This window comes from Neobacillus vireti, assembly GCF_001026695.1.
Taxonomy (GTDB): Bacteria; Bacillota; Bacilli; order Bacillales; family Cytobacillaceae; genus Neobacillus; species Neobacillus vireti.
Map to the genome: position 1 here is coordinate 76,683 of NZ_LDNB01000005.1, position 22,231 is coordinate 98,913.

Genomic DNA, 22,231 nt, shown 5'->3' on the forward strand with positions numbered 1-22,231 from the left:
TCAAAATAAATTTATTCTACACCTTTTGTAGTATCATTTCTTCTTCCAAAATCCCCTTAATAATTAGTTCAATCCTCTCAATTTCCACACTTCGATTCTTCCACCAATTACAGCTCAAAATCCTTGTGTTATTCCAGCTCTTGTTTTCTAAAAATTGTTGACGGTTCAAATCCCTTTCTTTAACCGAAGGCGAACTGTGATACATAGCCCAGTCGCACTCAACTCCAAAAAAGTAACGATGTGGGTCATTTGGATGAACTACTGCCAAGTCTATTCTATATCCAGACATACCGACTGTTGTATCAACTGAATAATTCAAATTAATCAGGTGCTGCTAAACCTGTTCTTCAAATGGTGATTCAAAAGTTAACGCTTTATCAGATTGCTTCTTCATATTTAACTCTTCATTAAACTGCACAAGTACAGTCTCTACTTCTTCTTTGTTTACCATCGAAACAGCTTTTGCATATTCCAAATATCCTTGAGTAATTTTGGACCATCATTTTTGGAATTAGTAACATAAAGTTCACTAGGCTCAATACTAGACACAACATGAATTTGCTCCTTTGCCCTTGTAATAGCAACATTCGAGCGATTTTCCCCACCTTGTTGCTCCGTATCTTACTGTTAATTATGAAATTTATTTTTTTATTTCAATTAACTCCCTATATGCTACGAACTTATCCATACTATCTTTAAGTTTAAAAATTTCAGGCGTAGGGTTATCTGTAACCTCCATATCTAAAACATCATATTTTAATATCAGCTCTTTGAACTTATGATTTTCGCTATATAACGAATTAACAAGAATTAATTCAAATTCAACATTCGACCATTGAGCACGCAACATACCAAAGTAAAATCTCCTATCTCCAATTATTGTTTCCCGCCCTGTTTCTTCTTTAATTTTCTTTTGTTCATTTTCATCATTAGCTATGTTAGCTACTATAAATTTTACGATTCGATAGTTAAACCTCATATAATGACCAATTTCATTGCCAAAATTATCATGGAATTGATTATATTAATTATCTAGTTCCACTTGGCTAATATAGTTATTACTAATAGGATTAAAAGAAAGTACAGTATCGTAAGCCTTCTTAAATCTCTTAATTACTTCCCTTCCAATATATTCAATCTTTTTTTCATAATCTTGAGGATCAGGGTATTCATATCCCCTCATATTATTAACTATTTCTTGGAGTAAGTTAAGCATATTAAAAAAAGTTGTTTCAAATTGCTGTTTTTTCATTGTATCATTAGTGATTTGAGTTTCTTTTCTCGCTTCTTCCGCTTGCTTAACCGAAGCTTCAGTTTGTTTAACTAACTCTTCAATACTTTGTTGACTAATTTTTATTTCTTTACGCTGCATGATAATGGTTGCTAATAATAAGACGACACTTGCTGCGGTTAAAAAAGCAACGGTGGTCCCTCCTATGAAATCCCCTATTGGTCCCAAATCTGCTATTGTTTCATATTTTTCTATTCTGGACATAAAATAGTTTCTTACCCTGAAAGGCATTACAATTGCGATAATAATCAAAAGTATTCCAAAAATGGTTAATCCCTTAATCCCTATATCCGATAGCCTATTTTCATCATCTTTAATTGGTGAGTATACATCGGATATAATCATAAAATAGATTATCAAAAGCACCAATATACACCCTATAAATAAAACTTCCCCCAAAAAACTCCCCCACCTTTAAAAACTATACAAAACACTCTATCTTTTTTGAATATTATACCAATAGATATGTAAATAATACTATTAATTATGGATTAAAAGAAGGATTTTATTTTTTTCAAACTTAGCCTAGCTATAATCTGCATCTATAAAAGATCATGAAGTGGACAATAAAAAATCGGCAAAGTGCCAATCAAATTCTAGCTGGGTTTGCTACACCGGTTGTTCCTGACTAAAATTGTTACTATAATTAGGGAGCTATATGAAATGCTTTAGCACGATGTTTTTCTCCCGCCATCAAGATTGAAAAACCAGCTGCAATCCTTATCAAAACCTAGTTTTATCATACCAATCGGTCCGTTCCGATGCTTGGCTTGCAACACTTCCACTGTACCTGCCTCTTAAATTGCTAATCATAATATTCATCGCGATAGAGAAAAGCAATGAGATCGGCATTCTGCTCGGTTTTGCCGCCCTGTCTCAGGTCTGACAAAAAAAGAGTCAGACCCCAGGTGCGCTAAAGCGTTAGGGCATCAAGGATCTAACCTTGGTATTTTCACCCAATTTATCATTTCACCATGAAGGTAAAGTTTATTTCCAATAATTACTTCATTACCTTCTCTTTTTCTAGATCTACATTTTTCCCGACCTTTTTCCACCGTAATAATAAACCCTTTCTTAGGTTCGTCCATAAACCTCATGGAGTTTTTTGTGTTATAAGTGATCTTTTCTTTTAATTCTTCTGCGGTCAGTCGTTTATCACGAAATGCAACTTCCCCCATGACAATTTCAAATGTATGTCCATAACTAAAGAAAACTTTTGTGAATTTGATACCTAGCGGTCGTATCCCCTTTACATGATTGAGTGCAAACCAGATGCAATTTTCATTTTTGTATGATTTTGTTGGAAAGAGCCAGATGTCTAATGAAGCATGTATTTTAATCGGATACTTCCGACGATTTTCACCAAGCGGCTGGGTGAAGCTATAGAGTGCTCCCATAATTCTGTCACCTTTAAATTACCGAAAGTTGATGGTATTACCTGTCTAACAAAACAGTGCCAGTCACCATCCAAATTCCTGGATAGTACCTGGCACTTCCAATAGTTGAAAGCTTAACTTTATACAGCTGAGTTTGAGACCATTGAGACCTTTCTTATCGTTGAAATATTACACTCCCCATAAAATCCCAAAAATCTTTCCTGTTTACTCAGAAATTATTTACTAGCTATGTTAGATAAACTTTCTTGGCAATTCATTACAATCTCAACCAACCTCTCATGAATCGACCGCCAGTCTTGATTTAGGTCGACAGTATAAACCTGCATCTGGTACCCTTTAACGACATATGAAAGATTTAATTCCTGACCTGTTTTCGGATACAGAAGTATACCAATAGTTTCTTTCTCACTAGCCTTTTTGTGATTACTTAAATAAGCAAAAAGCTGATACAGGTTTCCACTAATAAGTTTTTGTGATCCTTTGTATTGCGTCAAGGAATGTTGATAGTATTTTGTATCCATAATGATTTTTCTAGTTTGACTCTCTAGTGAAATATCAGTCTGCATTAGCGGTAAGTAGGATAAATCTTCACCTTCTGCTTCCCAATAAATATTTTCACGAAAAACACGGTATTCAGGTGTTTCTTTTTTGTAGAAGTTCCGTACAAAATCCTCGAACAATCTGGCCATTGCTTTTGGTTCTCTTTCAAAATCAGCAAACTTTTCATCCGTATTCCCTTCATTGATTAAAAGGGACTCATAGAGAAATCGGCAAATATCCAATACAAAACGATAGTGCTGATTACTTCTATGCAGCTTCACTTTATTAAATATACTAGGATGGAGCTGTAATCGGCTAATTCCTCCAAAGTGCTCGTATACCTGAATCACTTCATCTTTAAGCTCTTTCTCTAGTTTTACACTCTGTATTAAATAATATAATATCGATTTAATGATTTGGTTATGAAGAATATCATGGCTCATTTCCTCAAATTCACAATGCATTTTGGCTCGTTTAAAGGAAAAAGTGTTGATGGATTCCTGAAACAGTATTTTACCTCTTAAGGTAGACGTTTCTTCCCGAAAGCCTATATATTCCTTAAAATAACCACGCTTAATGAGGGATCGCAATTTAACCAGCAGGATTCTAGTTAATAAGTGTTTGATATCCTTTTCATCTTCGCGTGCTATCTTGGCAAATTCTTTTTCAGCCAAATGCCCCCATGCATAACAAAGCATGTAATAGAGATTTTTTATCGGGATCTTATTTGAGTCTGTCAAGGAGTCCATTCACTTTTTCCTCCTGATCAAACCAATATTCTCGCAGTAATGGAGCAATTTCCAACCGAATAATGCGGTCATACCATTTTTGCTCATCATCTACTTGTTCAATTGTTGGACAGAAATAACTGTGACCGATTTCATATCCTTTTCCAAGATTGATCATGTCATTAATAATTTCATTATTCACTTCACTTATTGCGGTCACTATTTTATCAATGAATCCTTGACTGATCCCTTTATTGATTAAAAATTCCTTGAATTGCTCGGTATGGAATGCAGGCTCTATATTAATGAAGGAGAACCTTCTTCTTAGTGCATAATCCACCATAGCTAAAGAACGATCGGCTGTGTTCATAGTTCCAATTATATAAAGGTTTTTCGGAATATAAAAGGTTTCCTCACCCTCACTATAAGCAAGCTTGACGGCAAATTTCTTGCCACGCTTATCCGCTTCAATTAGCATCATAAGTTCACCGAAGATTTTTGATAAATTTCCACGATTGATTTCATCAATAATCATGTAATAACTGTTTTCCTGATCATTGATTGCCTTTTTACAAAAAGAATAAAAAATCCCGTCTTTCAAAGAGAAATTTCCCTGATTATTTGGTTTATATCCGCGTATAAAATCCTCATACGAATACGATTGATGGAACTGTATCATTTCAATTTTGCTATCATCTTTATACCCTAAGTGAAGATATGCAAGGCGCTTCGCCACAAATGTTTTACCAACCCCTGGCGGTCCTTGTAGAATAAGATTCTTCTTATAATCCAGTGTTTCAAGGATTTCTTCTATGTCATCCGCATTTATAAATAGCTCTGCAAGCAGTTCTTCAAGCTGATAAGGGGCTCTATTTTCCAATATGATTTCAACTGGTGTGTCTGTTTCTGGATAGTCCACTGTTTTTGGTTCTTTCCCGATTATTTCTAACAATCTTTCTACATAGTCTTCAAATGGTGTAATATCAGTCAAAGTTTTGGTATTTAGACGATCCTGCTCATGGACGATATCCCACTCTCCGGTCGTAATCCATTCTACTTTTCGTATGGAATGGTATAGCTCACGAGTTGGATCGTATTTATAATCAGAGATAATCTTTCCATAAGCGATAATTTTTTTAGTCCCTTTTTTGATAAATACATAATCCCTTATTTTCATTTCATTCGCAAATTGATAGTTAGCAAGTGCATCGTTTGTCGGGTTATGATCAAGTTGGAAAGCTTCCTTTAATGCAGCTGTTACTTCTCTTTGGCTAGTATATTGCCTTACATCCCCTATCTCTTCCCACCCAATTCCAATCATTTCATTTTGATAAAAGTCTTCCCACATAAAACTCCCCTTACCGGCACCCAAAAGCCAATATTGGGGGCTGTCCGTATCTTCAGGAAGATTTTCCTTTTTTCCAAAGGTTTCAAAAAGAAAACTAAAAAATTGATCGACTTCATAGTAAATTGGAAGGCTTGTTTGCTTGCCGACTATCTCTACATATTTTTGAACCAATTCATTTTCCTTTAAACAGTTCTGGAATTTTAACAATCTTTCGCCGTAGGTGTCACCACGAGCGTATTTTGGGACCAGTCCAAGGATATTCTCAACCGCTACTTTATCTCTTTGATTATAAAAGCAATAATCTTCAGGGAATAGGTTGCCAATTAATTCACTTACCACGCTTGTCCCAAATCCAAAAAGCTTGTACTTCTCATCTGAGATAAAATGGTCAATTCGCTCAACAATTGGAGCGGTACCGTAAATTAAGTAATCAAAGCTATTTCGATAATGTTCAATAGAAGCATTCATATTGCCTAATGCTCTTTTTTTAGCAAGTGGCATTCGAAAGGCATTGATATGTTCTCCCAGTTCTTGTATTTCCTCCCACTCTACCTTCTCAAGGTTCTCCTTCTCTTTGAACTGTTCAAAAAAATGATAACTTTTATGTATGTAATCATCATTTTCTTTGAACCAATTGGCTGCATCTTCTTTAAATAAATGAAGATACTTTTCAACGTTCGAAAGTTTCAGTCTTTCTTTCACTTCCATTGGTGCATTCCATAAGTTTATTATTCGATTGTATTCTTCATCCGACAATCTGTAATTTGTCAGTTGACTGATTTTAAAAATTTGCAGATTCATTGTATCTGGAATTTCCTTTAGCTCATGGCGAAGTAACATACCTTTTTCAACAGTTAACCGACGTTCCAATATTTTCAATTTAACCTTATAATCCTCTTCTTCCTTGATGGGATCTGAGACAGCTTCACATAATGCGATAATTCCACCAGTGTTTTTGTTTCCTCCATCTGATCGCCAAATAAAAATATTATCGTCTTTACTTATTTCATCAACAAATTGCTTTTGACGTATAGACCATTCTACTACTTCATTTTCTTGTACGTATGTATTTACATCAAATTGTTTAGGATTACCCTGGAATATCCACTTACCCATTTTCGGAAAAGCCCCCTAATTTACCCAATTATAGATATATTTTAACATATCTGTATTATTTAATTGTAAAACAAATCTATCGATAATTGCTATTAGCAAATAAAAAACAATCCCTTTGCTATGGTTTGTCGGATCTATTTTTTTTCAGTCTATTATTCTTATTTATTATTTTTTCACTTGTGTTGCATTGATTTCGATAAACTTGGGCAAACCCTAGAGGCTTGCGAAAGTATTCAATTTGACCATTGACCCAAAAATAAAAAATTTAGTAAATTAAAGCTTTTATCACACTATATAATCAGTGTAAAATAATGGATGTAACATACTCTTTTTGGGATGGTGATCTTTATGGGTGTACCTCTTTCAAATTACACAGTTCTTAAATTATTGGCCGATGGAGCCGAAAGAGAACAAGAAAATCGACGTAGTTTTGAACTGGAATATGCTTTAGATGCAATGGAAAATTATAGTGTCTTTGCTTTCATTCTCCACGATCCTGCAGTACATAAAGACTTTCATGATTTTTTTGAAAAACAGTTTGCGAACTTGCACTATAGTTCCGGCAAGCATCTGGTCTTTTTTGGCTTAGTGGATTCTCCCAAAAAATTTGTCCTTACCGGTAATCAACCCTTTTATACCGACGTAAGAGATGCATTAGAACTATTCGAAGATAATCAATTAAATGAGTATGATTATAGTTACTCTGCATTCGCACTAGCAAATAAATTAAACATCAAACCGGAAATGCTGCCTGCAATTGTTGTTACACATGATACTCGATTAAGAAATTATCGATGGTATAAGACCTGTCCTAATCAAATCGAAATACAAATGAATCGACTTACTGGAATAGCTAATCGAATGTATCTTTACAAGGAAGTTGAAAAGGATTTAGACAAAAAACAAGAAATATTATATAGCTTATTAGACGACACGGACCTTGATTTATGTAAGGGGATGGGAACGACTGAATTAAATGAAAGCATGGCAAGGGCGTTATCTGATGTTCTCAGTTTCATTATTCAAGAAGAACGGGAAACTGACTATTATAATCAAGAGGGCGAAATTATTCGAATTTCAAATAAACAAAGTAAGATTACGCTTGAAAAGGCAATTAAAAGTTTTGGGCGTTTACAACAAAATCTAAAATTAGTTGATCTAGATGAAATTGGCAATCATAATTTATATCCACTTATTGAAGATTTAAATATACAAATTGGAATTTATTTGGCCTTATTGAATAAAAAGAATAAATTTGAACCATCCTATATTTCACCAATTAAAAAGGACTTTTTAGATGAAAATTCCTTTCACCTTTTACAAACAGGGTTGGATGTAGAAGCCTATCTACAAAGCAGGAATATTAATATAGATTATTCTCCTAGTGCTATTTGTCTTGCCAAGATGTTTGAAAGTGAAATTAATTATTCTATAGTCCATTGGTTTAGAAAAAAATACTCCATTGAATTACCTAAGTATTACAATAAAGTTCAACCAGGTAAAGAAGTTAAGTTAAGAGCAAAGTTTCCATCAGGGCCTGCTGGAAAACCAATTGATTTTAATCTCGAAAAATTCGGTAACTGGCAGCCTCCTGAGTTAGGAAATTCAAAAATAATTGCACAATTTAACCTAAACAAAAACGAATGGGAATTAATGGGCATTAGTAATTCAACAGCTTTTCTATCTGAATGGAAAAAGATTCATCATGTACGAAATAAAGCTGCACATACAAGTAAAGTTTCTTTACAGGATCTTTATGAAATGAAAAAATCACTTTCTAAGCTAGCAAATAACAATATTTTTGAAAACCTAGCAAACATGAAAAACGAGTTTCGAAATATTCATGAAAGTCACTAAATGAATTATCGTTTTCAAGAAGCTCTAAACTTCTAATTCCATGAAGTTTAGAGCCTATCATATAGTTTCCGAGAAACGTTTCAAACATACCATCCCGCAGTCAAATAAGAGAATAACGTCTCAGACCATTCAGCCTAGTTCCTGAAATCCATTTATTTCCCTCTCCTTATCCAGGTATACTTCATATTTTTTCTTCATCCACCCTGATAGTTCATCGAAATCCATTTCCTTCACCATTTTTCGCTTCGTTTTATAATTTCCCTTAAAGATCTCTTTTTTGATCCGGCTAAGTTTTTGGGACTCATGCAAAAAGTACCGTGCCATCAGCATTGTATCTTCTAATACATAATTTAAATCCCATTTTCCATTGCTGCTTCTTGCAGTTAAATGAATACTTCTACTTTCAGGATTTTTAAGGAACCACTCATAATGAAATGCAATTTGTTTAAAATGCTTTTGATAAAGAAGATGGAACCAAGCAGCATTATATTTACCGCAAAATGAAATCATAGGCGCTCTTCGTCCATGTCCATCGCAGCTACAATCTGTAACCATCCCGGCTGCACTAATCGCTTTAACCAACAAGGCAACTCCAGTTTCCAAAACAAACGTATTAATTTTCGGTCCATGATTTCTTTTAATAAAATATCGCCAACTATACCAGCCGTTGCCGCCATTTGTTTCATGATTTCTAGTATGATACCAAATTATTTTATTTAGTGTGTCCTGGTCAACACAATCATCGTTGATGAAAATTTTGTTCCCTTCTATTTTTATATTTAATTTAAGCGAATCTAACAATTCTTCTAATTTCGCTAATTCCTCTTTTGAATTCCCAAGTGAAAAGTAGATATAGTTATCAATTGGCTTTACAAGAAATCCCCGCATTTCTAAAGCATTCGCTACCTTATTTAGCATAAATTCATCTCCTATAAAAATCTAAAAACCAAAATATTCATGCACTATATAAAATCCACTTTATATAAAATTCTACAAATATAGTTGTAACCCTTTTAACAAAATGCTTAGTCAAATTCCATAATCTATAAAACAGCATTCATTAGTTTTCAGATTTATCCTCCGAAACCTTCTTCCTTCTCAACATTACTTCTAAAAATTTATTAAAATAACAGCTATAAAGCTGGTCGAATAAAGAGTAGTTTTAATTTTCAATGATTTCAAAATTATAGATAGCAGTCTACAAAAATTCCATTTACCTCTTCCCAATCCTGTTAGTAAATCTTAACTAAAGTTAAGGGTTTCGAAAAAGTAAACTTTAAAAGCCTTTTGTCTTTACATAGGCTACCACTTGTCCCGCTAATACATCAGGCCGAGGCTTTCATCTGGCTTGAAGGATAAGAAATATCTATGTATCAAGCTTTCCTCTTATACTGTCATTTTTTTCAGTTATGTTCTTTGTCTACAGGGTACATAATTTATGAAGCTTTACACACTCGAACGAGTTGACCTATTCTACTTTTTTAGGGAGATAGCATGTTTGGATTGGCTGACATTATTAAATTTCTAATCTCTTTTTTCGTGATCCTGCCTATTGTTACTCTTATCCATTTAAGCGGACATATTTTTTTCGTTACACTTTTCGGAGGATCAGAGAAAAAAATTACAATCGGAAGCGGGAAAAGACTATTTTCCTTTTGGAATATTGAAGTAAGAAGATACTACTTTTGGAATGGAGCTTGTGAGTATAAATCGTTAAGGCATGATACCCGTGTTACGAACACCAAAATTTTCCTTGGCGGGTCTTTATTCAATCTGGCAGGTATATTTCTGGTAAATACCCTCATTTCTCAAGGAATTCTAGATAATTCAGTTTTTTAGTATCAGTTTGTCTATATTTCATTTTATATGATATTTTTCTCGCTATTTCCTATGGATTTTTCGGATGGATCGCCCAGTGACGGGAAGGCGGCAGCACTCACATTGAAGAATCAGCATGAGAAGATAATAAGTGATGATATTCAATTCATAAAAGTGGAAGAGCAAAATAAACTCAAGGAAAATAATAAGTAACTGCTCTTTCGTTTGTTAAAACGTCTGCACTACAAATAATGAAAATGACAACCATTAAATAGGAGCGGCACCGTGTCAAAGGTAAAAAGAAGTAGTTATCGTGAATTATATGTAAATTTTGAATATGAACTATTAAAGGAACATTTCGATAACTTTAAGTTGTGTTAAGAAATGGATAATTGACTTCTTTTATCCTTGTAAGCCTGTATGATGAGACTGTAATACAAAATGCAACATTCAAGGAGGAATAAAAATGAAATCTTTCAAAAAATGGTTATTTACTTTGATGTCCGCATTCATGTTACTCGGAGCTGCAACTGCGTGTTCAAATGCTTCAAAAACAGATGATCCCAACACAGAAGAAACAGACGACAGCACCCAAAATGATGGGTCACAAACTGAAGAAGATAGCAATTCTGGTCAATAAGCTAAATGAATCATAAAAAAAACTGACTCAAAAGATCGTTGAATGACGACTCTATTGGGTCAGTTTTTTTCTAAATTTTTGATCTATTTTGGGATATTTGGTCTCCTTTAATGTCTCCTTCATGAGCCGCCGCATCTATGCCTGCGGAGTGTCATCTCTCCCACTTAAAATACCCAGCTATTGCTGGAAAAATAGTGAATTCCTTCCTCAGATCCCGAAACGAAATCACATCATTTCCTCTAGAGAGCTGGTAATCTAGCGTATATTCGTGACAGTTCAGTGGGGTTTGCTGAAAGGTTTTGCTATAGAATTGGATTGCCTCTTGTTCGCTTGCTGCAAAGATAAAAACAAAATTATTCTGGTCCATCTTCAATGAGAAGACGCAAATTTTATGAAATCCTAGCACATTTGTTTGAATCATTTCCCTCACTTTCTGGTGATTGGCTTGATTTAAGTCTATTTTGGATATATCGTCATCTAATGAAATGATCTTTTCTTTTAATAGATAGTAGATGTAATGAGCCAATGCAGATTCTTCATAAATTAAACTATCCCGATAAACGTCACTCACAAGCATGTGTAAACACCTCGATATTAGATTTTTTATTAGCTGCGGCTTCGTCCTTAAAGTGCCAATTGAAAGTTATTCTTATGCAAGATTCTGTTCCTTTTGATCCTCTAGTCTCCCAGTATGCTCGTTATAATTCACTGCGATGCTTCCTACTGGACCATTTCGGTTTTTCGAGACAATGATTTCAAGGGAATGGTTATCAGATTCCTTGTCATAATAGGCTTCACGATACAATAACAAAATGACGTCGGCATCCTGTTCAACGCTGCCCGATTCCCGAATATCAGACATCATTGGCCGTTTATCGGCTCGGGATTCCACCGATCGATTGAGCTGCGCCAAACAAATGACGGGGCAATCAAAATCCTTTGCCATCGTTTTGAGTGATCTCGATATTTCCGTTACTTGTAAATGGGAATTACCTCCGAAAAATTCGCCTGTTCGAATCAGTGTTAAGTAATCGATAAAAATAATCGGCTTCTTGTATGGAAATTGACTCATCAGCTTTCTCGTTTTCGCTCTTATTTCGGCAATTGTTTGTCCAGCCCCATCAAAAATTTGCATATGGGTTTCACTGAGGTCACCAATCACATCTGACCATCTATTCTTTTGATTTTCATTTAGCATTCGTTTCGGATCCCGCATTTTGGTGCGGTTAAATCCCCCTGTGGAAGCCATTAATCGGGAGGTAATCAGCTTTTCAGGCATTTCTAAGGAAAATACAAGTGGCAGAAATCCTGCCCAACCTGACATTTTGGCAAAATGAAGCATCACGTCGGTTTTTCCCATCGATGGTCTTGCCGCTAGAATCGTCACTTCTCCGCCCTGAAAGCCCCCCGTCATTTTATCGAGCTCTTTGATGCCCGTTGTTGCGCTTTTCTGAAGTATTAGATCTTCCCATGGTGCCTCATAAATATCTACCAACGCCTGTTGTAAGGGCGTGTGATCATCCATCTTCATTTGGTTTATTTTATCCAATTCAGCAATGACTTTGGCAATCTCCCAATCATTCAATGCCGCTTTCGTTAAGATATTTCTCTTTTCCCGTTCCTTCCACAAATCAAGAATGAGCTTCTCCATCCCGTCAAACTTCTCGGGATCCGCAAACGATAACAATTCAGCAAGGTAAGACATTCCCCCAAATGATTCGAGGTCAGGTAGGGTTGACAATGTGATCAAATCGATATTCTTGCCAGCTCGTGTTAACTCCACCATTCTTCTCATGACTTCTTTATGCCGAGTGCTTTCCAGTTGCTCAGGTTGAACCACTGTGTCCTTGAGTAAGTACTCCGCCTTCATCAAGCTTCCTAAAAACGCTTTTTCCGCGATACTCAATCCTCTTCACCTGCCGTAGGGTCGTATTCAAAGCCACTTGGAATATCTCTTCCCGCTTTAAACGATTCGGTTGCTTGCCTATGCTTTGGAACGGACTTTTGGTTCTCATGATAGGAATCAATCTCTCCTACGGTTAGTAACGATTCATTTTCCCAGTTTTTAAGAATCCCAACCACATAGCTAAGCCTTCGCTTGTTATTGGCACAGGCAATATTCATCGCTTTTAAAATCACATCTTTCGGCTGTAAAAAACGAGAATCATCCAACCAAGCTAACAGCTGCTGTTTCGCATTCACGTTCGAAAAACCAAATCCATTGTTGTCCCATAACTCCATGATTTCTTTCACATCATTTTGATTACTCTTTAATGGATTCTCGAATTCTGGATTGTACTCACAATTTGGATGGAAAGCTTTTTGTTCTTGTTGTTGTTTTTCTTTTTCTATTTCTTTTTCATTTTCTTCTTCTTTTTGCCCCCCTCTCGTATCACGATGCGTCAACGTATCGTCATGCTCTCCACTTTCAGATTCTAGATATGTATTTTTTTCTTCTTGTCCACTCACTTCGTTGTCAAATATCAGTTCTTCTTGTTTACAAAACGATTCAAAGAGGTTGCGAATTTCCTGTTTTTGAATGGCTTCCGAAACATATTGAATAAGTGAGAGATCCTCGACATCCCTTAATTCGGAAAAAATACAATCCATCATTGGTTTCCCGCCTCTATCAAGGTTGTGCTTCCCCCAATTTTTCATCGCCAGCTCTCTCGTTTCCGGATTGTAACGGATCAACTTGTGATGCGAGATAAATCGTTCCATTAACGAATGAACACTCTCAATCGAATAACCCAAATCAAAAGCCATTTGCTTTTTGGTAATTTTGTAGATTCCAATTTGCGTAGTTTGCGGATTTGTAAGCAAATATAGGTAAAAATACTTATCCTCCGGGGTCATCTCTTCTGAAACAATTGGATTCTTCCAAAAATCAGTACGTACCATTCTAAACTTTGCCATCTTTAACCACTGCCTTTCTTTTAATTAAATTTCTTCATTACTTATTTATAGTTAAATGAAGAAAATGGTCATATATTTTTCAATTGAATCTGAATATTTTATGACACTATTCCTCCCCTTCTCCTTTGCGAGCGCAATATGTAAAAAGCCCGCGTCTCTGTACTTCTACGATAGCGAGAAAGGCCGGGTAAAGCGAATCTCCATTTTTCATTTTAGGAGGGCATTTTTAGAGGAAAACGTCAAAAAACGCCTTCAAAAATCATTTTTGAAGGCGTTTTTTGCAATTTGGGTGATTTAATAGGCTTTTTTGAATGAAGTAAGACGTTTTCAAAAATGTATTTTTTAATCGCTCTGACATGCAGTTTGTTAACTTCTCGTAATTTCACTTACTTACCAATATTGGATAAGTGTTGTCAGCTCTCGTTTACTTAGCAAATTAAGTATAATAAAAAGCCGGTTACGAATTCGTAACCGGCCAAATCGCGCATCTGGTGTCCTAAAAGTTCCATATAAAAATGACTGATGGTAGCACTCACTCTTTTGCGCGGTTCTATTACAGAAGCATCCGGAAGAACCACAATCACCATCGATTCTGTACCTTTCCGAATTCTACCTCCATTTGCACACGATAGCCAGTATTATGCCATTAAAAAGAGACAGGAAATCCACAATTTTGGGACACTAGTGAAAATATTAAGGGCCACTTATGTAATTCGTTTGAGCCATTAATACAAGTGATCGATCTAATCACAGTTATTTACTGATTCCTGTATCTACTTTTGTAATAGAGATCCCAGTTTCTACTTTATTAATAGTTATAGCTGAACCAAACAGTTTCATGCAAATATAATAAACCACACCAGATGCTACTAATGAATTTAATGATGAAACTCCAATATCTGTAACAAAGTAACCTACAGCAAAACCGGCTATCCAAGCAACAATTGATATAGGATTCCAACTCTCACATTGCTTTGGTAGTTCATTATTTCTTCTACTCTCATCCAGCACAGCCCTACTACGCTTTAAAATAAAATAATCAACAATAACTATACCTACAACTGGTGGAATAACTACCCCAAGTAAAACAAGAAAACCTATAAATTTGTCAAGAATCCCTACAACTGACATGAAAGTACCGAATAAACCAACTACAATCGTCATAGTAACACGATTAAAATTTTTCTTGAAAAATATATTCATAGAATTTGTTAAACCGAGACTAGATGAGTAAAGGTTAAGATCATTCGTTTTAATAGTAGAAAACAGTACAATTGAAGCTCCAATCCAGCCTGACAAAGAAAGCATAATTGTGACAACATCTGGGGATTTAACAACATGCGCCATTAATACCGCAATTAAGCATATACTTAACTCTCCTACAAAAGTACTTATTGCGGTCATCCAAAATACATCTTTCCATGTCCGTACATAACGGCTAATATCTGGCGTAGTTACAACTCCAACAACAAACCCACCAGTAACCATTGTGATCGCAACCCCCATTGGAAGTGCCGTACCAGGTGCCGGAGAAGCCAGCAGACTGCCAATATCAGCAGTTGCAAGCAATTTGTATGCAGCAATGCCAACTGCAGCTAAAAATAAAGGCAATGCAATATTTGCCGTATAACTTAAAACCTTAAATCCAAAGACAACTAGCAATGTAAGACCCAACCCAGTAATTACTGACCATATCTGTACATTAAACATATTTGTCGCTTCGTAAATTCCTAACGCAAATACACCATTCTGAACACCAAACCATCCTGTTAATGATATGGCTATAACTAGTCCGATTAGTAATGAACCTATATTCCCAAACCCTGACCATCTTGTTAATAATGCGGTTGACAGACCTTCCTTAGCAGCTGCGAAGCCAATTCCAAAGCCTATAATTTGCAAGATTACACTTCCAAACATTACCGCCCAAAATGCATCCCAAAAAGGCATTCCATACCCTAATGTTGCACCCAGCATCAATTGGGATACACAGGCAAAAAAACCAAGTCTCACCACTAATACCTGCCACATTGACCTTTTGTCGGAATCAGGAACACGACGTAAGGAATGATCATCATGGGACTCAAAATTTTCTTGCATTTTTGCCATACAAACACCCCTTTTTGATTCGTATTTTTGATTAAGAGACTTATTGTAAATTCATAAATTAGATTAAGAGTTTTGAAGTATTTAAAACTCCCGCGTTTCCCTTGTCAAATTGTTTCTTAGATACCTATTAAATTCGTCTCTAATAGAAGGGTTATTGAATACAACGTAAAGTGGTCTTGAGAAGTCAAGATGTCTTAATATCTTAACTCCTTTAAAATTTCTCTTTAGTGCCTGATATTCAAAGACTCCAAGATCAACTACTGCAAAATCAGCTTTATTTTGCATTACAAACTCAACCTGTTCCTGTTGATCATTACAGTAAACTTTTATTCTTTCTGGCAGCAGATCTATCACTTCTCCATATTTATAGCCTTTAATTACAGCCAACTTCTTATCAAACAGATCAATTTCTTCAACAAACTTCATATCTTCATCTGTACGGGAGATGATCGTGGTTACGGCATTCCTAAAGACATTTGAAAAGTAGTAGAGTTTTTCTCTTTCTTGAGTCTTTTGAACCTGAAATGCCATATCAATTTCTTTATCAATAAGCTTTTTTTCAATTCTACTCCAATCATCCAAGATAAACTCTGCAGTAGCTCCCATTTTATTTATTATTTCTTCTACATGGCTGTAATCAGATCCTTCTAAAACTCCCATCGCATTATAAAATTGATATGGTGGAAAAGGATCAGCCCCTACTAAATATTTCTTCATCACACCCCCTACTTTCCTAACTTTTTCGCTAGTTTAGCAAGATCCGGATGTATGAATATCCCATTATCCAGTATTAACTGTCCGTCCAACCACACAGAGCAAGCCAATGATATTCCATCAACATGGCTTTTTGCAACTCTGGGTGCTCCTCCTGAATAATTAGGTCCTTGATGACCAAACCCCCATTCAGTACTTCCCCAAATTCGCTCATCCTCTGTGGTACATCCCTCTAATTTAGCATTAGGGCTGCATCCATAACAAACATGTGCTGCAATATACATATTCGGGTCATTTAAGGATGCGAAATAATCTTTAACTCGTTTTGCAAGCGCTCCACCTTCAAACTCAACTATTCGTCCTTTTTCTACAACGTAAGTGATCGTCTCTCTTAGAACACCTAATTCGAGATCTCCACCTCCACTAAGCGCCCCATCAAAAGCTATTCTGCCATTTATACTGCCTTCAATGGGTGCCCAACCTATCTGGCCAATAAGAAAATGTGCTCCCGGTGTACTATAATCGATCTCATTGTTTATTGGTCTGTTTGGATCATTTTGAAAGGTTACGTCGGTACCTGCTTTATTTGTTATTCTTACTTCTGATGCTTCTTTGGTTAGTTGAGTAAGTCTTGTCTGAAACTCATTTTGTGCTTTCATATCGACCAGACCTATATTCCTTACAATTCTTTCTATTCCTAATCCGCCAAGCATAACTTGCCTGGTTCTTCCATTAGTAACAGCTTTATCCCATATTGGAGAGTATAAAAGCCATTGGTCATTTAGTTCTATCCATACATCCGTTTTGTCCACACATTCTTTAAGTGGCTCTGGTAAGTATTCCATGGTAAGTGCCCCATAACCTTTTGGAGTTGAATGCCAGGCAAGCATTGCCTTCGCACCTAGTGCATCAGCCATTTTTACTATTTCCTCAGCTACTCGGAAATCTCCAATTGAATCCAGAGTTACTAGCACGCTTTCACCAGGTTTTACCTTCACCATATCGTGCATTAGTTTGTAAGCGCTTTTTGTAAGTTCCATATCTAAAAATTGTGCCATGATTTCCCTCCGTTATTTTTTATTCATCTAGCCTAATTTTACAACAATTGAGTGAACTATTTGAATGTTCTAAAAAACAAAAAAAGGTTAGCTATTTGTGCTGTAACACAAACAGCTAACCACAAGATCTAAAATACTTACTTATTTTCAAGTGCAATTACTATCAATGTATTTAGTAAATAAGGCATTTTCCAAGGTTCAAAACCTAATAAATCAATAATTTTATTTTTTCTATAATGGACAGTATTTTTGTGAATATACATAGAGTTAGCCACTTTGTCCACGTCCATATCATTAATAATAAGTTGGCTCAAAGTATTATACAAATCTTGTTTGTTCTTCTCATCATATTCTTTAAGTTTTTGAAAAATATTATCCAAAGAAGCAGTCAATTTTTGATTCTCTCTGAACTCTCTAATCAATCCAAAGCAACCTAAGTCCTTGTATAGGGTATATTCATTTTCACCAAAATATCTTCTTCCAAATTTAAATGCATCTATGGCTTCTATATATGCTTTGGGAATATCCCTGAAATCATTAAATTCATTGCTTACACCAATAGAAATGTCACCCGCTAAATCATTATCCCAATATTCAAGCAGCTGGTTACATATTCTATTTATCCGGTCTTTTATTTCTATTGTTTGTTTCGCAATTAGTACAATAATTAAATCACTTCTTAACCCAACTAAATTATCCCTATTCTCTCTTTTAATCATGTCGTTTGTTTTTTGGTACTGAACATTTTCTATATATCTTTCTAATTCTCTCAGATTCCCCCTAGGATCTTCCTGGAATTTGTTAATGTTAAGGACAATAATCTGACTGATTTTTTGTATATCCCAATTTATATCCATCCCCATCTTTATTGCAACTTCATCAGATCTAAAATTCCATGTTATGAGATCCCCAATATACTCTTGTTGCCTTTGCATTTCAAATTCTGATACTCTGCTATTTTTGGTAGATATTAATGTATAGATTCTGGATATTATATCAAGTATTGAATATGAGTCCTGTAAATTATTATCCTCAAATTCTGCAAGGATTGTACCAAAAAACATACCTCGTGATCTGACAAATTTTAATATGTATTTTTTATCATTAATCGTTAAAATCTTATTTTCATCATCTATAGTTTGTATCTCATTACTTCTTTCGAATAAATAATTTGATAATTCACTAAACTCGGTATTGTATTTAGGATAAATAAGCTTATTGTTAATATCTAAAAACCATATTTCCCCACCGTAAAAATCTGTCATTGTTTTATAAATCACATTAACATCCTTTTTAGAGACTACATATTCAATTAACTTATTCTGCATGTGATTTGCATCTAAATATCCATCAGATTTATTTTCCATAAGCTTCAAAATAATTGGATTCAAAATCTCAATATATGTTGTCTCACTTTTAGCAATAATCAAAGGAAATTTCATCTTGTTACATAGTTCTTCGATTCTTGGGTCAATATCCTTAAGCCAAAATTCTAAGTGGCAAATAATTACCCCTGCAGATTTAGCTTCTATAAGTGATTCAAAAATTTCTAGTTGCTTCTCCTTGTTATTCATTATTGCATAAAGAGAAGTTACATAAAGTTGTCCTTCTATTAACCAACTTTGCTCTTTTGTCTCAGCAACTTCTAAAACGGTTACTGAGGATATTTTATTGTCCAGACCATCAATACCCGCTTTTATGGACGCATACTTGAGACCACTTAATGAAAATATATCCCTTACTTTCATATAATCACCCCAGATGGTAAATTATTAGTTTCATTCTTATTGATCCATATAAAATCGCTAGTTTTTAATCTAAAATTGATATGGCCAATATAATACATTTAAGTGTTCTTCTCATATCTATTATAATGTTTTTGGTTAGCTTTTTTTCGAAATTTAGGTCTTTATTGATTTAATACTCACACCTTTTTTCTATTTCCTCTTATCATGAGGTTTTCAGGAAATTTTATCCTTTATGTCATAGCTGCATTAAACCAATTGCCCCCACTCCTATTCAAAAACAGGAATAAAATAGGACTTTAGAGTTTTCCATTTTTATGTCGACTTACATATGATAATGTACCGATGACTTCAAATGGAAAGGAGGAGTTCATGTTAAGTGAGGAAAAGGGGGAATCAAGTAAATCAGGTAAGTCCCTGTGGAAACCGCTTTTGGCAGCACCAGCTTTATTTTTTCTTGCCCCATTAGGGATCCGGTTTGTATCTAACTCATCCATTCCCGACAAAGACGACAAATCAGTTTCCAAAAAAAGCAAGAAAACGGTCATCACAGCACACGGTTATATGAATGAACGTGCCATGGAAAGGTTTGAAGGACTGCGGAAAAAAGGGTCAGACCCCCGATGTGCTAACGCTTTAGCGCACTGAGGGTTTGATCTGAGAATTTGTCGATTTAAATTCATCAATTATCGGGTGTTGCCAGGCACTATTTTTAAACCCCTTTACCCCTTTTCTGCATTAAAGTATTTTAATTGCCGTGAGAGCGCTCTTTTCCTTATAATAGAAGAATAACTTGGTTTGGAAAGAAGGGCTCGGGTTGTTAAAAAAAATACATTATGGCTGGGTTATTNGGTTATTTTACTGTTTTATCGGAGTTTTAGCCGCTCAAGGCCTGCGTTATTGTTTCGGTGCTTTTATGGAGCCGTGGGAGCAAGAATTTACCGCTTCAAGGAGCATGGTTTCCGCCATTTCATTTGTCAGCTTCATTGTCTTCGCGCTTTCACAGCCTGTGATTGGAAAGCTCATTGACAAACACGGCGTGAAGCGGATTTTTGTTTACAGCATTGTTTTGTTAGGCGTGACAACCATTCTCACCTATTTCTCCCAAAACATTTGGCAGCTTCTGATTTTATACGGAGTGATTTCTTCGCTCGGGTTTGGCGGGGCATCCGGGGTGACCGCCACCATCGCTGTAACAAAATGGTTTCATAAAAAACAAGGCTTTGCCCTTGGTTTAGTAGAAGCAGGCTTTGGTGCTGGACAAATGGTGATGGTTTCGAGCTCGCTGTTTTTAATTAATGCGTTCGGCTGGAAATCTACCGTTTTACTTTTAGGTGGCTTTCTCCTTCTGATTGTTTTTCCGCTTCTAGCAATCTTTTTAAAATCGGATCCTGCTGAAATGGGCATCAAAGCATTAGGAGCTGCAGGGACCGCTGAAAAACAGCAACAGGATTCAATGGAAACGAAAGAAACACAGCCTATTTTAAAAAAGGGATACCTCTTCCATCGCGGTTTCTGGTTTCTGATTATTCCGTTTTTTATTTGTGGATTTACTACTACCGGGCTTATGGATACACATTTAATACCTTTCGCCCAGGCTTGTGGCTTTTCTGTTGCTGTAACGGGCACGGCAGTAAGCCTTCTGGCTGCATTTAACACTGGTGGAACGATTGTTGCCGGAATCTTAGCAGACAGATTTGATAATCGCAAAATGATCGCTTGGATTTATTTTTTTCGAGGAATGACGATTGTCTTTCTAGTAATCTTTTTAACAAGTGCAAAATGGTTAGGCTTTTTCATAGAAAATCCTTGGCTGTTATTTGTCTTTTCCATTTCCTTCGGTATCGTAGATTTTGCCGTTGTGGCGCCTACCGTAAAATTACTTGCAGGCTATTTTCGCGGTTCTTCCTTAGGTGTTGTGACTGGCTTCCTTTACATGAGCCATCAGCTTGGGTCAGCAATCGGCTCGTTTCTTCCAGGAGTTTTCTTTGACCGTGCCGGAAGCTATACGAGTTCATTAGTCACAGCTGCAATCCTATTGATGCTTGCAGCGATTGTCAGTGCATGTTTGCCGAAGCAAACACCACAGCGAGAAGCGAAAGCAGCTTAATGAAGCACGGAAAAAAGGGTCAGACACTCGGCGAGTTAAGGAAATTATTTCACCAAAGGACTGATCCTTTTTTTACATTTTTATGATTGTTTTAATTCGAATGGTACCCTTTGTTGAAGAGCGATTAATCTATTTTCTAAAGATTTAATTTTGTTTCTTTTTCGATTTTCTAAAATTTTTTGGGCGTTTTTTATTCTATGATCAGCCTTGCTGAGCCATTCTTTTTCAATTTCTTTACTCAACTTTTCCCCCTCCAAATATGCTAATAACTATTTTACTAGAATTAAAATTTGATTTTCTCCTGTACGTTTCAATACAAAATAGCCTTTATCTGAAGTAGTGGCGATACCCTCATCATTTGCCCAACAATAACCATGGGTTTTACAAGTACCATCATCATGTACAAGAATTTGTCCAATTAGACCCACCTCCACCCATTCTGGTCACACCCTCCCCTTCCGCTTGTGTGCCTCTTCCTTCTACGTGGGAGGCAATTCCTGAGGCGAAGGTATCTAATCCTTCGGCATGGGGGGCATCAGCGCCAGCTATAGAAGATGGGAGCTGTTTTTTTCAAATCGATGCTTTTCACTCCTTTCGAAAAATCTAAACCACTACCATATACCAAGCAAATCAAAGCTGCAGTGGTTTAGATTCCCCATTATTCCTTCAGCAGAATCTTCCATTCCTTCAATTCCAGCCCCAGTGATCCTTCGACCAAGAAAAAGTGCCAGGCACCTTCCAGATTATGTACTGCACCCCAAAAGTTAGAGTGAAATCTAACCTTTGGGGTGTATTTTTATGGCAAAATATAGTGAAAAGTTTAAGTTAATGCTTGTAAAAGAAT

20 protein-coding genes and 1 pseudogene are annotated in these 22,231 nt (G+C 35.8%); 4 read left to right on the forward strand and 17 right to left on the reverse strand.

What is annotated here, in order from left to right; translation table 11 throughout:
* Window positions 1–16: 16 nt before the first annotated feature.
* The 7 genes from AA980_RS28220 to AA980_RS06180 form a co-directional block, all read right to left on the reverse strand.
* Window positions 17–289, reverse strand: a complete 273-nt coding sequence (locus tag AA980_RS28220) for a hypothetical protein (protein ID WP_152681100.1) — start codon at window positions 287–289, stop codon at window positions 17–19.
* Between the two features lie 351 nt (window positions 290–640).
* Window positions 641–991 carry a putative phage abortive infection protein gene (locus AA980_RS25695; RefSeq protein ID WP_268926630.1) on the reverse strand — a complete coding sequence of 117 codons (351 nt, stop codon included), beginning with the start codon at window positions 989–991 and terminating at the stop codon, window positions 641–643.
* A gap of 33 nt (window positions 992–1,024) precedes the next feature.
* On the reverse strand, window positions 1,025–1,690 hold the full coding sequence (locus AA980_RS25700; protein WP_024027746.1) for a hypothetical protein: 666 nt from the start codon (window positions 1,688–1,690) through the stop codon (window positions 1,025–1,027).
* Between the two features lie 406 nt (window positions 1,691–2,096).
* Entirely contained in the window at window positions 2,097–2,180 is an 84-nt protein-coding gene (locus tag AA980_RS28225; RefSeq protein ID WP_407937454.1) for a DnaB-like helicase C-terminal domain-containing protein, read from the reverse strand.
* Window positions 2,181–2,220: 40 nt separating this feature from the next.
* Complete coding sequence (locus tag AA980_RS06170; protein ID WP_024027747.1) at window positions 2,221–2,688, reverse strand: competence protein ComK; 468 nt, start codon at window positions 2,686–2,688, stop codon at window positions 2,221–2,223.
* Window positions 2,689–2,903: 215 nt separating this feature from the next.
* Entirely contained in the window at window positions 2,904–3,977 is a 1,074-nt protein-coding gene (locus AA980_RS06175; RefSeq protein ID WP_024027748.1) for a 5-methylcytosine restriction system specificity protein McrC, read from the reverse strand.
* Window positions 3,952–6,420, reverse strand: coding sequence for an AAA family ATPase (locus AA980_RS06180; protein WP_024027749.1), 2,469 nt, complete (start codon window positions 6,418–6,420; stop codon window positions 3,952–3,954). Before AA980_RS06180 ends, AA980_RS06175 begins: the two co-directional genes overlap by 26 nt.
* A 348-nt stretch (window positions 6,421–6,768) precedes the next feature.
* Between AA980_RS06180 and AA980_RS06185 the strand changes: the two genes are divergently transcribed.
* Window positions 6,769–8,277: a hypothetical protein gene (locus AA980_RS06185; protein ID WP_024027750.1), complete on the forward strand. Its 1,509-nt coding sequence runs from the start codon at window positions 6,769–6,771 to the stop codon at window positions 8,275–8,277.
* Window positions 8,278–8,406: 129 nt separating this feature from the next.
* Here AA980_RS06185 and AA980_RS06190 read toward each other — a convergent pair whose 3' ends face one another.
* Complete coding sequence (locus tag AA980_RS06190; protein ID WP_024027751.1) at window positions 8,407–9,195, reverse strand: hypothetical protein; 789 nt, start codon at window positions 9,193–9,195, stop codon at window positions 8,407–8,409.
* Between the two features lie 1,366 nt (window positions 9,196–10,561).
* On the opposite strand from AA980_RS06190, the gene AA980_RS27470 reads away from it, so the two are divergent.
* Window positions 10,562–10,735, forward strand: a complete 174-nt coding sequence (locus AA980_RS27470) for a hypothetical protein (RefSeq protein ID WP_162837340.1) — start codon at window positions 10,562–10,564, stop codon at window positions 10,733–10,735.
* 151 nt (window positions 10,736–10,886) lie between these two features.
* On the opposite strand, the gene AA980_RS06200 is transcribed toward AA980_RS27470, so the two are convergent.
* From AA980_RS06200 to AA980_RS06230, 7 genes are all read right to left on the reverse strand, one after another.
* The gene (locus tag AA980_RS06200) at window positions 10,887–11,312 is read right to left on the reverse strand and encodes a hypothetical protein (protein ID WP_024027753.1); all 426 of its coding nucleotides are present in this window, start codon (window positions 11,310–11,312) and stop codon (window positions 10,887–10,889) included.
* 72 nt (window positions 11,313–11,384) lie between these two features.
* Window positions 11,385–12,641: a replicative DNA helicase gene (locus AA980_RS06205; protein ID WP_024027754.1), complete on the reverse strand. Its 1,257-nt coding sequence runs from the start codon at window positions 12,639–12,641 to the stop codon at window positions 11,385–11,387.
* Window positions 12,638–13,651: a DnaD domain protein gene (locus AA980_RS06210; protein ID WP_024027755.1), complete on the reverse strand. Its 1,014-nt coding sequence runs from the start codon at window positions 13,649–13,651 to the stop codon at window positions 12,638–12,640. The genes AA980_RS06205 and AA980_RS06210 overlap by 4 nt, the downstream gene beginning before the upstream one ends.
* 753 nt (window positions 13,652–14,404) lie before the next feature.
* Window positions 14,405–15,760 (reverse strand): purine-cytosine permease family protein, encoded by a 1,356-nt coding sequence (locus AA980_RS06215; RefSeq protein WP_024027756.1) that lies wholly within the window; start codon window positions 15,758–15,760, stop codon window positions 14,405–14,407.
* Between the two features lie 81 nt (window positions 15,761–15,841).
* Window positions 15,842–16,477, reverse strand: a complete 636-nt coding sequence (locus AA980_RS06220) for a transporter substrate-binding domain-containing protein (RefSeq protein WP_024027757.1) — start codon at window positions 16,475–16,477, stop codon at window positions 15,842–15,844.
* Between the two features lie 8 nt (window positions 16,478–16,485).
* On the reverse strand, window positions 16,486–17,532 hold the full coding sequence (locus tag AA980_RS06225) for a M29 family metallopeptidase (RefSeq protein ID WP_024027758.1): 1,047 nt from the start codon (window positions 17,530–17,532) through the stop codon (window positions 16,486–16,488).
* Window positions 17,533–17,669: 137 nt separating this feature from the next.
* Complete coding sequence (locus AA980_RS06230) at window positions 17,670–19,280, reverse strand: PucR family transcriptional regulator (protein WP_024027759.1); 1,611 nt, start codon at window positions 19,278–19,280, stop codon at window positions 17,670–17,672.
* Between the two features lie 369 nt (window positions 19,281–19,649).
* Here AA980_RS06230 and AA980_RS06235 point away from each other — a divergent pair, with 369 nt between their 5' ends.
* Window positions 19,650–19,925, forward strand: coding sequence for a hypothetical protein (locus AA980_RS06235; protein WP_024027760.1), 276 nt, complete (start codon window positions 19,650–19,652; stop codon window positions 19,923–19,925).
* A gap of 220 nt (window positions 19,926–20,145) precedes the next feature.
* Window positions 20,146–21,387, forward strand: a complete 1,242-nt coding sequence (locus tag AA980_RS06240) for an MFS transporter (protein ID WP_269083498.1) — start codon at window positions 20,146–20,148, stop codon at window positions 21,385–21,387.
* Window positions 21,388–21,467: 80 nt separating this feature from the next.
* Here the strand turns inward: AA980_RS06240 and AA980_RS27150 are convergent, their stop codons facing one another.
* On the reverse strand, window positions 21,468–21,629 hold the full coding sequence (locus tag AA980_RS27150; protein WP_156351221.1) for a hypothetical protein: 162 nt from the start codon (window positions 21,627–21,629) through the stop codon (window positions 21,468–21,470).
* 27 nt (window positions 21,630–21,656) lie between these two features.
* Window positions 21,657–21,827 (reverse strand): annotated as a pseudogene (locus AA980_RS26165) (peptidase G2 autoproteolytic cleavage domain-containing protein); the annotation flags it as partial.
* Between the last annotated feature and the right edge of the window lie 404 nt (window positions 21,828–22,231).

What these genes read in the sequence shown, in the direction of transcription:
- AA980_RS28220 (WP_152681100.1), bottom strand. Translation starts at nt 289, where the DNA reads ATGTCTGGATATAGAATAGACTTGGCAGTAGTTCATCCAAATGACCCA.
- AA980_RS06170 (WP_024027747.1), bottom strand. Translation starts at nt 2,688, where the DNA reads ATGGGAGCACTCTATAGCTTCACCCAGCCGCTTGGTGAAAATCGTCGG.
- AA980_RS06175 (WP_024027748.1), bottom strand. Translation starts at nt 3,977, where the DNA reads ATGGACTCCTTGACAGACTCAAATAAGATCCCGATAAAAAATCTCTAT.
- AA980_RS06180 (WP_024027749.1), bottom strand. Translation starts at nt 6,420, where the DNA reads ATGGGTAAGTGGATATTCCAGGGTAATCCTAAACAATTTGATGTAAAT.
- AA980_RS06185 (WP_024027750.1), top strand. Translation starts at nt 6,769, where the DNA reads ATGGGTGTACCTCTTTCAAATTACACAGTTCTTAAATTATTGGCCGAT.
- AA980_RS06190 (WP_024027751.1), bottom strand. Translation starts at nt 9,195, where the DNA reads ATGCTAAATAAGGTAGCGAATGCTTTAGAAATGCGGGGATTTCTTGTA.
- AA980_RS27470 (WP_162837340.1), top strand. Translation starts at nt 10,562, where the DNA reads ATGAAATCTTTCAAAAAATGGTTATTTACTTTGATGTCCGCATTCATG.
- AA980_RS06200 (WP_024027753.1), bottom strand. Translation starts at nt 11,312, where the DNA reads ATGCTTGTGAGTGACGTTTATCGGGATAGTTTAATTTATGAAGAATCT.
- AA980_RS06210 (WP_024027755.1), bottom strand. Translation starts at nt 13,651, where the DNA reads ATGGCAAAGTTTAGAATGGTACGTACTGATTTTTGGAAGAATCCAATT.
- AA980_RS06215 (WP_024027756.1), bottom strand. Translation starts at nt 15,760, where the DNA reads ATGGCAAAAATGCAAGAAAATTTTGAGTCCCATGATGATCATTCCTTA.
- AA980_RS06220 (WP_024027757.1), bottom strand. Translation starts at nt 16,477, where the DNA reads ATGAAGAAATATTTAGTAGGGGCTGATCCTTTTCCACCATATCAATTT.
- AA980_RS06225 (WP_024027758.1), bottom strand. Translation starts at nt 17,532, where the DNA reads ATGGCACAATTTTTAGATATGGAACTTACAAAAAGCGCTTACAAACTA.
- AA980_RS06230 (WP_024027759.1), bottom strand. Translation starts at nt 19,280, where the DNA reads ATGAAAGTAAGGGATATATTTTCATTAAGTGGTCTCAAGTATGCGTCC.
- AA980_RS06235 (WP_024027760.1), top strand. Translation starts at nt 19,650, where the DNA reads ATGTTAAGTGAGGAAAAGGGGGAATCAAGTAAATCAGGTAAGTCCCTG.